Raw genomic sequence first — 13,331 nt, 5'->3', positions numbered from 1 at the left:
CCTGTTCATGCTGGGTGTCACTGATCTTCCGACCTATCTTGTCGGCCTTGTGTTGATTGTTCTGCTGCCGGGGCCGAATTCGTTGTACGTGCTCTCCGTCGCCGCCCGCCGCGGTGTGCGGACCGGGTATGTGGCGGCCGCCGGTGTGTGGACCGGTGACACCGTGCTGATGACGCTGTCCGCGCTCGGCGCAGCCTCCCTGCTGCAGACGACGCCGGTGCTCTTCGCCGTCGTCAAGTACGCGGGCGCGGGCTATCTGACCTGGCTGGCGATCGGCATGCTGCGGGCCGCGGCGTCCCTGTGGCGCGAGCGGCACCGGCAGATCGCCGAGCTGACGGACGAGGCCGCCGGACCGGGCGAAACGAGGACGGCGGCCGGGGCGGTGGAGCGGCCGTACCGGCGGGCGCTGGTGGTGAGCCTCTTCAACCCGAAGGCGATCCTGTTCCTGATCTCCTTCTTCGTACAGTTCGTCGACCCCGGGTACGCCTATCCGGCGCTGTCGTTCCTGCTGCTGGGGACGCTGCTGCAGATCGCGAGCTTCCTCTACCTGTCGGCGCTGATATTCGGCGGCACCCGGCTGTCCGCCGCGTTCCGCCGCCGCAAGCGGCTGTCGGCCGGGGCCACTTCGGCGGCGGGTGTGCTGTTCCTCGGGTTCGCGGCGAAGCTCTCACTCAGCAGCGTGTGAGAGCCTGTCGGGCGGCCGGTTCACTGTGGTCGGGTGGGGCGGCCCGCGCCGCCCGTCAGTGATCTGCGCAGCCGTGGTGTGAGCCACCGCTCCACGTACCGGTGCAGCAGCCAGGCCAGCGCCAGCATCAGGACCACCGTGAGAACCGCCGTCGCCCACGCGGGGATCCCGAGGCGCTGATGGAGCATGTTCACCGCCACCCAGCCCAGATGCTCATGGACCAGGTAGAAGGGGTACGTCAGCGCTCCCGCGACGGTCAGCCACCGGTGGTCGAAGCGGGCCAGGGCGCCCAGCGCGATGGCGGCGACCGCGGCGAAACCGGCGGTCACGATCGCGATGATGACCAGTGACGAGCGGTACGAGAAGGCGTGCGGGCCCGCCGGATGCCACAGATCGGCCACCGCGGAGTGCTGGCCGAGCAGCCAACTGACGCCGACGATGCCCCAGGCCGTGGCGTCCCGCCGGTTGCGGTGGACCAGGTAGAGCCCGATGCCGCCTATGAAGAACGGGGCGTACGCCGGCATCAGGACCACGTCGAGCAGCGGCTCGCCGGATGCCTTGCCGAGCGCCGCTGCCAGGGTCCACGCGGCGCAGAACAGGACGATCCGTCGCCGGTTGGCCCCCGGCAGGACGACGCACACGGCGAACAGGGCGTAGAACCGGATCTCCGCCCACAGCGTCCAGCACACGCCCAGCACCCGGTCCACGCCCAGCGGCTGCTGCAGCAGCGTCAGGTTGACCAGCGCGTCGCTGGGCGAGACCGCCTCGTACGCCACCGTCGGCAGTGCGAAGACCAGGGTCACGAGGACGACCGACGCCCAGTACGCGGGCAGCAGCCTGGCCGCCCGCGAGGCGAAGAACGACGCGAGCGAACGGCCCCAGCCACTCATGCAGATCACGAAGCCGCTGATGACGAAGAAGATCTGCACACCGAGACAGCCGTAGGCGAACCACGTGTGGGCGGACGGGAACAGGGAAGCGGCGGAGACTCCCCACGCCGTGGTGATCTCACCGCCCCGGCCCCCGTAGTGGTACGCCGCGACCATCAGCGCGGCGACGAGCCGCAGCCCGTCGAGGGCCCGCAGCCGGGGTGCGGGGCGCGCCTGTGGTGACCGGGGCCCCACCTGCGCGCGGGCGGTGGAAACCCGCTCGATCGTCCTGCCCGGCATCTCCGGAGTGATGGTCACTGACGTCCCTTCCAACAGCGGCGAAGGGTCAGGCTAGGGCGCCGATGGCCCCGGAACGGGCGGGAAGGGAGCAGTTTTCCGTGCTGACAGGGCGAGTTCATCTCGCGGCCGTTCAGGTTTCTTAGCGTGCTACGGAACCTCACACGGTCGCCGAACATCCGTACCCCTTCTCACGCCCCCTTCCCCCCACGGGCACCAGACGCTTGGAGCGCCATGACGAAAGCCCGCACCCGCTGGCCACGGCAACGTGACGCGGAGGACTCGGCCCCGCCCGAAGGCGGGACGTCCCACCTCGCCATCGTCCTCCCGACGGAACTGGAGACCTGCCTGCGTGCCTGTGCCGCGCACAGCGGGAAGCTGGTCGCCGGGCTCGACCGGCGGCGTACGGCGCTTGCGGAGGCGCTGCGGAACCTGCTGGCCACCCACGCCACCATGGAGCAGACGGCCGTCGCGGCCTCCCCGCTCCCGCTGCTGCGGCGCCCGGGCAGGAGCGGTACAGGATCCTCGCTCGTGCTCGGCGACGCACTGCTCGACCCGCTGCTCGCGGTCGGCAACAAGGCGCTGGACTGTGGTTACGAGGACGAGCTGAAGCTCGCGATCCTCATCACGGACACCGTGCTCACCCAGCGCAGGCGCTCCCGCGCCGGCTGGCGGCTGCGGGCCCGGACGCTGGAGGCGATGGGGGCGGAGGACGCCGCGGTCGAGGCGTACGAGCGCTACCTCGGGCTCACCGACGAGGACGGCTTCGGTGTGGCGGCGAAGATCGCCGGCCTGCGGGCCGGCGCCGAGCGCCAGGACGAGCTCCTGCGGAAGCTGGAGCGCGACTGTCCGGAAGCGGGCGAGTTCACCGGCCGGTCCGTCACCGAGTCCTGGGCCGAAGGCCTGGAGCTGCAGGCGCGCGGCGACTGGCGTGCGGCCCGGCCCCGGCTGATCGGCGCGCTGCTCACCCAGGACCGGGCCGGAGCCCCGGTGCCGGAGATCCAGGAGGCCGCGTCCCAGTACCTGGGCCTCGCGATGGAGGCCGGCGGGCTGGCGGGCAGCGGCGCCGGCAGTCCCACCGGCCCCACCGATCTCGCGCTCCTCACCGACCTGATCGCGCTCTACGCCGAGCAGCGCCGGACCCGGATGCGCGGCCCGATCGGCGACCCCACCTTCGGCGACGTCGAATGGACCACGCTCGGCGAGTTCCGTAACCGGATAGCGGGCAAGTCGATCTGTCTGATCGCCAACTCGCAGCGCGTCGGCAGCAGTTCGATGGGAGCCGAGATCGACGGGTACGACCTGGTCGTCCGCTTCAACTCGTACAGGATCGACCCGTCGGCGACCGGCAAGCGCACCGACATCCACGCCACCATCCACAAGCACGGCTTCAACTGGGACCGGAAGGTCCACACCCGGCTGGTTTTCGGGGGGCTCTCCGGCGACTGGAAGTACTCGCTGCGCAACCGGCTCGTACCCGGCGCCCAGCAGTACCTCGGCGACGAATCGCTGCGCTGGCCGCTGCGCGACATCGGCAAGGTCGGCACCGACGTCTGGCCGGCGATCCCCACCAGCGGCTTCAACATGCTGTGGCTGCTGGACTACCTGGACGTCAGCTCGCAGCTCGACCTGATCGGCTTCGACTTCTACGAGAGCGGCGCCTACCGCCTGCCCGCCGCGATGAAGATGCCCATCACCTCCGTGCATGAGTACACCAGCGAAAAGGCGTGGGTCATGGAACGCGCCCAGAGCGTCACCGATATGAGGATCAGACTGCGATGACGACGCCCACCGCGACCACCGCACAGGCACCCGTGCCCGCGCCCCGGACCCCCGCCCCCGCGAACGCGCTCACCGGCAAGCGCCGCGTCGCTTTCGCGAGCTTCGTGGACGAGAACTATCTGCCCGGCTTCCTGGCCCTGCTGCGCAGTCTCGCCCTGTCCAACCCCGGCGTCTGCGAGGACTTCCTCGTCCTGCACGACGGACTGCGCCCCGCCTCCGTCGCTCAGATCCGGGCGCTGCACCCGCGCATCGACTTCCGCCGGGTGGACGCCGAGCACTACGACTCGTACGCCAAGGGCGACCAGGACAACTACCTGGTCCGCAAGGCGTACTTCATCCTCGACGTGTTCCGGGTGCGCGACTACGACACCGTGATCACTCTGGACACCGACATGGTGGTGCTCGGCGATCTCGGCGAACTGCTGGAGCTGCGCGACGGCCTGGCCGCCGTTCCGCAGTTCTTCTACGGGCAGCACAAGCTCAACAGCGGGCTGCTGGTCATCCAGCGCGAGTACCTGAGCGATGAGTTCTGCGCGAAGATCGACGAGGTCGGCCGCGCGGGCACGTACGAGCTCGACAAGCACGACCAGGGCATCCTGAACGCTGTCCTCGACGGCGACTTCGTGCAGCTCGACGCCCGCTACAACTTCGTCAAACGGCGGCTCTCCGGCGACCTCCCGGTGCCCGACACCACCGCGATCCTGCACTTCACCGGGCGGCACAAGCCCTGGCAGGGCGGCGAGGCCGGCTACGGCCAGGCCGAGGACCGCTGGCGTGAGTTCGAGCTGCCCGACGCCGAGTTCCACGCCGCGTACCTCGCGCTGCCCGGCACCAAGCACCACGACCTGCTGGTGCACTACGGGACCCCGCACGTCCGCCGCACCGCCGACCCGGAGAGCGCGCGCCGGGTCGCCGCCGCGCACATCTCCGCCGGTGAGTACCAGGAGGCGGCCGACCTCCTCGGCGCCGTCCGGATACCCGTCGACGACGCCTGGCCGCACGAGGTGCTCGGCCACGCGCTGATGAGCGTCTCACGTTACGAGGAGGCCCGCGCCCAGCTCCTCCTCGCGACCGCCGCCCCCAACCGGGCCGCGACCTCCTTCGCGCGGCTCGCCCAGATCGCCTGGATCCACGGCGACGACGCCACGGCGGCGGCGTACGCGATCGAAGGGCTCGGCGTCGACCCGACCCACCGGGCGAACCGGCTGATGTACAAGCGCACCAAGGACGTGTCCACCCCCGTGGAGGGACCGGCCGCCGAGCAGCTCGCGCATGTCGCCTTCTACATGGATCGGCAGGGCAACGCCGGGGACAAGCTCCTCCCGGAGAGCGTCCGGCTGGCGTTCGGACAGGACACCGGCCCGGCCCGCTGGCACTCGGTCCACGCCCACCGGCTCTTCGACGAGGCCGCGCTGGAGCGGGTCAACGCCCGGCGCGGACTGGTCATCGGCGGCGGCGGCCTGTTCATCCCGGACACCGCGCCGAACGGTAACAGCGGCTGGCAGTGGAACGTCCCCGACGAGCTGCTGGAGCGGATCGACGTACCCGTCATGGTGTACGCCGTCGGGTTCAACGCCTTCGACGGCCAGGCGTACGGCCACGGCCGGGACCGGTTCCTCTCCTCCCTGCGGAAGCTGGTGGAGCGCGCCTCGTTCTTCGGGCTGCGCAACCACGGCTCCATCGAGAAGGTCCGCGAGCTCCTGCCGCCGTCGCTGCACGACAAGGTCCGCTTCCAGCCCTGCCCGACCACGGTCACCCGGCAGCTGGTCCGCGGCTGGACCGACCCCGCACAGCGCGAGAACACCGTGCTGATCAACGCCGCGTACGACCGGTCCGGGCTCCGCTTCGGCCACGACTACAGGCACTTCCTCGCCGAGATGGCCACCGCGGTGAAGGAACTCGGCAAGCGCTCCGAGGTGAAGTGCGTGGCGCACTCGCTGGACGACGAGCGGATCGCGTTCGACCTGCGGCGCGAGCACGGCATCTCGCTGCCGGTGATCCCGATGTACGACTTCGGATGCGACGAGATCCGGTCCACGTACGCCCGGACCAAGCTGGTCATCGGGATGCGCGGGCACGCGGGGATGATCCCGTTCGGCTGCGGTACGCCGATCATCAGCCTGATCTCGCACCCGAAGATGGCGTACTTCCTGTCCGACATCGACCGCCCGGAGTGGGGTATCTCCGTCCACGACCGGCACCTCGGGGCGCGGCTCGTGGAGCGGGCGGCGGGGCTGCTGGACGACCACGCGGCGACGGTCGCCGATGTGCACGGCAGGCAGCAGGAACTCTGGAAGGTCACCGAGGCGAACGCCGCGGACCTCCGGGTGATCCAGGGCGGCGTGCGTATCTGACGGCACGACGAAGGGGGGCGGGGCGCCGACCAGGCGCCCCGCCCCCTTCTTGGTCCTCGATTGCCGGGCGGCCCGAAACGCAGTACCCGGCCGCCCCGGCTTATCGGAGCACAACCCGCCGCAACGACTTCGCCCGCCGCGCCACCTTGCGCACCGCTGCGTTCCGCGGCAGGAACGCGAATTGGGCGGGCACTCCACCCGGCAGCCCCAGCGAGGTGAGCCGCTTGCGCTTGAAGTAGCGCCAGGTCGTCGCCGTGAGATGGGTGGAGAGATACCGCTCAGCGGCCGGCCGCAGCTCCGGATAGATCTTCGGCTGCATCGTGAAGCCGACCGCGGTGACCAGCTCGTTCAGCTCGGCCGGTGCCACCGCCTCCGCCTCCGCCTCTGTGACCGCCTGCCGGTCGCCGAGGTCCGGCACCAGGGCGTCCACCAGCGTCACCGGAACCCGGTTGCTGTTCTCGAACGGCGAAAGCCGGTCCAGCAGCATCTCCGTACCGACCCGGGCGACCGGCACACCGTAGAACGCGGACGCCGTGAGCAGCGCGGTCGAGAAGCAGCCGACGACCAGCGCCGGCCGCATCCGCTGGTACAGCACCTCGGCCAGCACCGGCGCGGTCAGCACCCCCGAGTCCAGCACGGTCAGCTCCGCGCCGAGCTTCTCCGCCTCCGCCTCCATCGCCCGCGACCACTGTGCCGGCGCCGTCGGGTGCGGCTTGAACACCAGCCGCGTGTGGCCGAGTTCGACCGCCCCGCGCATCATGCGCAGATGCAGTTTCTCCTCCTCCGCCGCGCTGATCAGCCCCAGCGCCGAGAGGTACTGGCCGAGCAGCAGAGCGGGCGCCTCCACGGACGGCACGCTCCCCACCACATCGTGGGCGTCGGCCAGTTCACCGAGCACCGTGAGGAACGCCTCGGTCGGCACGACCTCCGGCGCGACCCCGAACTCCGTGAGCAGCAGCGGCTTCAGTCCCGGCACGAGGTCGAGGTGGAGCAGCCGCCGCACCCGGGTGCCGGTCAGCGGGTCGATCTTGTTCCTGGTCGGGCCGTAGCTCATCAGCCCGTCCGCGTACACATCGATCGGTGCGCCGGTGAACATCTGGGCGATCGCCATCGCCGGGTTGACCTGGATCGACTCGATCGCGAGCTCGACGGCGTCGTCCCCGAGTCCCCATGCGAGGCGCAGATGACGCTCCCACAGCGGTACGTCGTCCGGGCGCGGGGCCCAGCCGCTCGGGTGGAACGGGGCGATGGTCTCGTTCCACGACACCACGTCGTCGAACCGGCCGCGCAGCGCGTCGAACCCGGGCATCGCGTCGACGGCGGGTGTCGTCTCCGGAATCGCCGCATTGTTCGAGACGAGCAGGATGCGGCGGTCGGCGTCCGCGAAGGCGCCCGCGTCCAGCGCGGCCGCGAGGGTGGCGGCGCCGTAGAGGGTGGAGGCGAGGAAGATCTGCGTCGTACGGGTCCGGCTGCTGCTCATGCGGCCGCCACCTCCTTCGCGGCGACCGGGCGGCGACGCAGTCGGCGCAGCAGGGTCGCGCGCTGTACGTCCATCGAGTCCAGGGCCTCGTCCAGCACGTCCTGCGGCATCCGCTTGAGTGCGGCCGCGCTCATCGATTTCAGGGCCCGGGCCACGGCGGGTTCGAATCTCTCCATCGAGCTCATGTGGTGAGAAATGATTGCGCAATAGGTGCGGACCGCTTTCGGCAGAAGGGCCCGCGCATCGCGGTCCTCCGCCGTTTCTCGTACCACTTGATCAAATGAACGAATGAAATCGAGCTGGCGTACGTCACCGATCTGGGTCAGTGACGAGGCGACGCCGCGCCGGTAGAAAATGCCGAGAAATCCGAGTACCGCGAAGGAATCCGCCTCGCGGTGCAGCCGCCAGATCCACGGCCGGTCCTCGGCGGTGCGCAGACCGTCCGTGAAGTGCAGCAGTCCGCGGTCCAGGAGCCGGCGGTGGTAGAGGCCCGCCCAGGCGTACGGGTAGTCGACGGAGGTGGTCCGCGCGGCGGGCAGGATCGCGTCCCGCGGGTCCATGACCTCGTCGCGCCGGCCGTGCGGTACGCGGTGCACCGTACGGGTCCTGCCGTCGACCTGCACATGGTCGGTACGGACGAAGTCGCAGCCCAGCGCCTCGGCCCGGGCCAGCAGTCCGGCGAAGTACCCGGGGGCCACCCAGTCGTCGCCGTCCAGGAAGGCGAGGTACTCGCCGCGGGCCGCGTCCAGGCCGGTGTTCCGGGCGGTGGCCAGCCCGCCGTTCTGCTTGTGTCTGCTGACGACCACCCCCGGAATCTCGTCCTCCGCGCGGCGCAGTATGTCCGCGGTCCCGTCGGTCGAACAGTCGTCGACGAGGATGAATTCGAAGTCCTCGCGGGCGTTGGCCCGCAGGCTTCTCAGGGTGTCGGGGGCGTATGTCTGCACGTTGTAGAACGGCACGATGACGGAGAGCTTAACCACCCGTCTCACGCTAGGCGGGCGCTCGTCATTTGCCCTGGCCCCAGGAGGGACGGCAGGTGAACGACGAATGTCGGAACGATGAACCGAACTGAATTCATAGCGATTGAGGGCCTTTTGTGGAGCTGATTCGCCAAGCGTCGGCGGGCTGTTAACCATCTGTTGCCGTCACGTTGGGCCACGAATCGAAATGCCTTCCTAACTTCTAGGACGTGCCCCCACGTACCAGCAAGACCACGGCGCTCCGGGTAGCCGTACTCGCCGACTCGGACACCCGGTGGAAATGGGGCGCGCTCACCGCGCGCCGCCTGACCACCGGGTCCCCGGACGCGCCCCGCGCAGCGGAACGGCCGGTCGAGATCAGCGGACTGCTCCTGCGCGGCCGGGCCACGCCGACCGCACGCCAGCTCGCCGAAGTCGGTGACGTAGGGGTCGATACCGGGCGGGTGCGCGAAGTGACGGCCGTCGAGTTCCTGCACACCGTGCGGGACGAGGGGTACGACGTCGTGGTCCTCGCCCTCGTCGGCGGCGCGGTCCAGGCGATGCTGCACGGCCTCGCCGCCCTGCGGCTGCCCGCCAGGCCCGTCGTCGTCACCGGCTATGTCGGTGTCGTCTACGAGAAGCTCGCCGACGGTCTGCTGCTGCGGCACGGGGCGGACGTCGTCCTCGCCAACTCCCGCCACGACGCGGAGCGTTTCCGCGCCGTGTACGAGGGAGTGGGCGCCGATGCCTCGGCCGTCACGGAGGCCGCACTGCCGTTCCTCGGTGGCGCCCCGCATCGGCCGCAGGAGGGCCGCGACACCGTGGTGTTCGCCGCCCAGCCCTCCGTACCGGCGTCCCGCGCCGACCGTACGTACCTGCTGCGCAGGCTCGTCGAGCACGCCAGGCTGCACCCGAACCGCGAGGTGCTGCTGAAGCTGCGCTCCAAGCCCGGCGAGCACACCACACACATCGAAGAACTCCCTTACCAGCGGCTCGCGGAGAAGCTGCCCGGCGGACTGCCGCCCAACTTCCGCCTCGTGTACGGGCACATGGGCGAGGTCCTCGACCGCACCGACCTGCTGGTCACGGTCTCCTCGACCGCCGCGCTGGAGTCCCTGCACCGGCGCATTCCCACCGCGATCCTCAGCGACCTCGGCGTGCGCGAGGCCCTCGGCAACCACCACTTCATCGGCTCGGGCCTGCTCACCTCGTGGGACCGGCTCGACGGCGGCTCCCACCCGGAGCCCGACGAGACGTGGCTGGCCGGCCAGGGCGTCGCCGCCGACGGCACCTACGACACGGCTTACGAAACCGCACGGGCCCGCGTCGACGTGCTGCTGGCCGCGTCCCGCCTGCCCGACCTCGCCCCGTACTACACACCCGCCACCGCCTCCGGCTACCTGCCCGGCATCCTCGCCCGCCACCACCTGGCCCCCGACGGCCACCCGCTGCCCGGTGCCGCCGCGCCGCGCGAGACGGGCGGGGTGCGGGGCGCGGTCCGCGACGCGGTACGGGAAGCGGCGCGCGGTGCGTACCGGCAGGGCGTCCAGCGGGTCGCCCCCGTGATCCGACGGATGGGCGAGCTGTGACAACGAATCCAGGAGCAGACATGACGCCGACCTCGACACCGAAGCCGAACCCGACCGTGCTCGCGGTGATCCCCGCCCGCGGCGGATCCAAGGGCGTCCCGGCCAAGAACCTCGCCCAGGTCGGCGGCATACCGCTGGTCGCCCGTGCGGTCCGCGCCTGCCTGTCCGCCCGTGAGGTCACGGACGTCGTCGTCACCACGGACGACGCGGCGATCGCGGACGCGGCCCGGGCGGCGGGCGACGCGCTCGGCGCCACCGAGCGCGTGCACTGCGTCCAGCGCCCGCCGGCCATCGCGGGCGACACCGCGACCAGCGAGGCCGCGGTCCTGCACGCACTCGACGCGTACGAGGCGATGCACGAGCGCACCGCCGACGTGGTGCTGCTCGTCCAGTGCACCAGCCCGTTCGTCACCCGCGAGGACATCGACGGCGTGGCCGCCGCCGTCGCCCGCGACGGCGCCGACACGGCCGTCACCGTCGCCCCGTTCCACGGCTTCATCTGGCGCGACGGCAGCGCGGTCGAGGACGACACCTACGGCGTCAACCACGACAAGGCCGTCCGCCCGCGCCGCCAGGACCGGCCCCAGGACCTGCTGGAGACCGGCGCCGCCTACGCGATGGACGTCGAGGGCTTCCGTACCCACCAGCACCGCTTCTTCGGCCACACCGCGCTGGTCACCACCGACCCCGCCCGGGTCCTGGAGATCGACGACCCGCACGACCTGGCCCGCGCCCGCGCCCTCGCACCGCTCCTGGACCCGTCACCGCTGCCGACCCGCGAGGACATCGACGCGGTCGTCCTCGACTTCGACGGCACGCAGACCGACGACCGGGTCCTGATCGACTCCGACGGACGCGAGATCGTCGCCGTCCACCGCGGAGACGGTCTGGGCATCGCCGCCCTGCGCAGGGCGGGCCTGGACCTCCTGATCCTCTCCACCGAGCAGAACCCGGTCGTCGCCGCCCGCGCCAACAAGCTCAAGATCCCCGTCCTGCACGGCATCGACCGCAAGGACCTCGCCCTCAAGCAGTGGTGCGACGAGCACGGCATCGCGCCCGAGCGGGTGCTCTACGTCGGCAACGACGTCAATGACCTGCCCTGCTTCGCCCTCGCCGGCTGGCCCGTCGCCGTAGCGAGCGCCCATGACTCGGTACGCGCCGCGGCGCGCGCCGTCACGACCACCCCCGGCGGCTTCGGCGCCATCCGCGAAATCGCGGCGTGGCTGCTCGGGCCCACCCTCACCGGCCACCTTTCCACCCCCACCAACTCCACCACCAAGTAAGGAAACACCCCCATGAGCACCTCCCGTCTGCGCACCCTCGGCACCCGCACCGCCGGTCCCGGCCGCCCCGTCTACATCACCGGCGAGATCGGCATCAACCACAACGGCGACCTCGACAACGCCCTCGCGCTGATCGACGTGGCCGCCGAAGCCGGCTGCGACGCCGTCAAGTTCCAGAAGCGCACCCCGGAGATCTGCACCCCGCGCGACCAGTGGGACATCGAGCGCGACACCCCCTGGGGCCGGATGACGTACATCGACTACCGCCACCGCGTCGAGTTCGGCGAGGCCGAGTACCGCGCCATCTCCGACCACTGCGCCGAGCGGGGCATCGACTGGTTCGCCTCCCCGTGGGACACCGAGGCCGTCGCCTTCCTGGAGAAGTTCGACGTCCCCGCCCACAAGGTCGCCTCCGCCTCCCTCACCGACGACGAGCTGCTCCGCTCGCTGCGCGCCACGGGCCGCACGATCATCCTCTCCACCGGCATGTCGACCCCGCGCCAGATCCGCCACGCGGTCGAGGTCCTCGGCTCGGACAACATCCTTCTCTGCCACGCCACGTCGACGTACCCCGCGAAGGCCGAGGAGCTGAACCTCCGCGTCATCAACACCCTCCAGCAGGAGTACCCGAACGTCCCGATCGGCTACAGCGGCCACGAGACCGGCCTGCAGACCACCCTCGCCGCCGTCGCCCTCGGCGCCGCGTTCGTCGAGCGCCACATCACTCTCGACCGGGCCATGTGGGGCTCCGACCAGGCCGCCTCCGTCGAGCCGCAGGGCCTGACCCGTCTGGTCCGCGACATCCGCACCATCGAGGCCTCCCTCGGTGACGGCGTCAAGAAGGTGTACGAGTCCGAGCTCGGCCCGATGAAGAAGCTCCGCCGCGTCGCGGGCGTCGTCGCCGAGAACGCCGAGGCGGCCCCGGCCGCCGAGCCGGTCGCGGTCTGACGGGCCGACCGGTGAACCTCGCCTTCGTCGAGAGCCCGGTCCAGCTCCTGAACGTCCTGGAGTGGGCCTTCACAGAGGGAGGCGACGACCATGTCCTGGCGGACATAACGGTCGTCGTCCTCCCCCCGGTCGACCCGATGTCGCGCGGCCAGCTGCGCCGGATGGCGGAGCTGGCTCGCGACGAGGGCGTCAACGTCCGCTGGCAGGAGGCGCGCGGCGGGGCGGGCGCGCCGCTCAAAACCCTCCGGGCCCTGACGGGACTGCTGCGCAGGGCGGACCGGATCGTGATCGGCGACCCGTTCTCCCGCTACGTGCAGCTCCTCCTGTCCATGGTCCGCACCCGTCGGCTCACGGTGGTCGACGACGGCACGGCCACGATGGAGTTCGTCGCCCAACTCGCCCGTGGCGAAAGGCTGGTGCGCTGGCACCGGCGGGGCAGTTCGGGCCCGCGCGACCTGATCCTTGCCCCGGTCACGGCCACCGCCCGCCGTCGCTTCACTCCGTCCTCGACCCGCGAGGTCGAGGTGTTCACCGCCATGCCGGTCGAGGCTCCGGCCGGCGTCACGGTCACTCCCAACACCTTCGCCTGGACCCGCGCCCGCTTCGGCCCGCCGCTCCTCACCAAGGGCGCGGACCTGGTCGGCACGTCCCTGGCCGAGACGGGCGTGATCGACCAGGCCCAGTACCTGGAGGCGGTCGCCGCCCTGGCCCGTACCCATGGCGCGACCCGCTACTTCGCGCACCGCCGTGAGTCCGCCGACAAACTCCATGCCCTGGAAGCCGCCACCGGCCTGGAGATCGTCCGCCCGGACCTCCCCCTGGAACTCATCGCCCGCCGCGGCCCGATCGGCCGCACGGTCCTGAGCTTCCCCTCCACGGTGGTCCACACGCTGCCGCTGGCACTGGCGGGCACGGAGGTCAAGGTCGCGGTCTGCGACATCGCCCCGGAGTGGCTGCGCGACACGGCGTCGCCACGCGCGCAGGGTTTCCTGAGCGGTGTCACGGAGACGGCCCGCGACGTGCAGCGCCTCGCCCCGTGGCGGGCCACCGCGGTGACCGAGGCCTGAGAGCCTGTCCCTGCGAAC

Annotated in this window: 10 protein-coding genes; 7 read left to right on the top strand and 3 right to left on the bottom strand. The window is 71.0% G+C overall.

Features of this window, described 5'->3' with window-relative positions:
- The first annotated feature begins 7 nt into the window (after window positions 1-7).
- Window positions 8-685: a leucine efflux protein LeuE gene (leuE, locus tag OG972_RS16525; protein ID WP_266982323.1), complete on the top strand. Its 678-nt coding sequence runs from the start codon at window positions 8-10 to the stop codon at window positions 683-685.
- Between the two features lie 20 nt (window positions 686-705).
- Here the strand turns inward: leuE and OG972_RS16520 are convergent, their stop codons facing one another.
- Entirely contained in the window at window positions 706-1,872 is a 1,167-nt protein-coding gene (locus tag OG972_RS16520; RefSeq protein WP_266982321.1) for an acyltransferase, read from the bottom strand.
- Window positions 1,873-2,085: 213 nt separating this feature from the next.
- On the opposite strand from OG972_RS16520, the gene OG972_RS16515 reads away from it, so the two are divergent.
- Window positions 2,086-3,633: a hypothetical protein gene (locus OG972_RS16515; RefSeq protein ID WP_266982319.1), complete on the top strand. Its 1,548-nt coding sequence runs from the start codon at window positions 2,086-2,088 to the stop codon at window positions 3,631-3,633.
- The gene (locus tag OG972_RS16510) at window positions 3,630-5,987 is read left to right on the top strand and encodes a glycosyltransferase (protein WP_266982317.1); all 2,358 of its coding nucleotides are present in this window, start codon (window positions 3,630-3,632) and stop codon (window positions 5,985-5,987) included. Before OG972_RS16515 ends, OG972_RS16510 begins: the two co-directional genes overlap by 4 nt.
- A gap of 100 nt (window positions 5,988-6,087) precedes the next feature.
- On the opposite strand, the gene OG972_RS16505 is transcribed toward OG972_RS16510, so the two are convergent.
- Window positions 6,088-7,467: a polysialyltransferase family glycosyltransferase gene (locus tag OG972_RS16505; protein ID WP_266982315.1), complete on the bottom strand. Its 1,380-nt coding sequence runs from the start codon at window positions 7,465-7,467 to the stop codon at window positions 6,088-6,090.
- A complete protein-coding gene (locus tag OG972_RS16500) occupies window positions 7,464-8,447 on the bottom strand; it encodes a glycosyltransferase family 2 protein (RefSeq protein ID WP_266982313.1) in 984 nt (327 codons plus the stop codon). The genes OG972_RS16505 and OG972_RS16500 overlap by 4 nt, the downstream gene beginning before the upstream one ends.
- Before the next feature lie 209 nt (window positions 8,448-8,656).
- On the opposite strand from OG972_RS16500, the gene OG972_RS16495 reads away from it, so the two are divergent.
- From OG972_RS16495 to OG972_RS16480, 4 genes are read left to right on the top strand one after another with little or no spacing between them, the layout of a single operon-like run.
- On the top strand, window positions 8,657-10,015 hold the full coding sequence (locus OG972_RS16495; RefSeq protein ID WP_266982311.1) for a DUF6716 putative glycosyltransferase: 1,359 nt from the start codon (window positions 8,657-8,659) through the stop codon (window positions 10,013-10,015).
- A gap of 20 nt (window positions 10,016-10,035) precedes the next feature.
- Window positions 10,036-11,298, top strand: coding sequence for an N-acylneuraminate cytidylyltransferase (locus OG972_RS16490; RefSeq protein WP_266982310.1), 1,263 nt, complete (start codon window positions 10,036-10,038; stop codon window positions 11,296-11,298).
- A 12-nt stretch (window positions 11,299-11,310) separates the two neighbouring features.
- Window positions 11,311-12,246 carry an N-acetylneuraminate synthase family protein gene (locus OG972_RS16485; protein WP_266982308.1) on the top strand — a complete coding sequence of 312 codons (936 nt, stop codon included), beginning with the start codon at window positions 11,311-11,313 and terminating at the stop codon, window positions 12,244-12,246.
- 11 nt (window positions 12,247-12,257) lie between these two features.
- Window positions 12,258-13,313 carry a hypothetical protein gene (locus OG972_RS16480; protein WP_266982306.1) on the top strand — a complete coding sequence of 352 codons (1,056 nt, stop codon included), beginning with the start codon at window positions 12,258-12,260 and terminating at the stop codon, window positions 13,311-13,313.
- Window positions 13,314-13,331: the final 18 nt, after the last annotated feature.

Origin of the sequence: Streptomyces sp. NBC_01669 (genome assembly GCF_026339735.1) — a bacterium.
GTDB classification, from domain to species: domain Bacteria; phylum Actinomycetota; class Actinomycetes; order Streptomycetales; family Streptomycetaceae; genus Streptomyces; species Streptomyces yanii.
The sequence above is the reverse complement of the archived record's forward strand: the minus strand, read 5'-3'. Positions and strand labels throughout refer to the sequence as shown.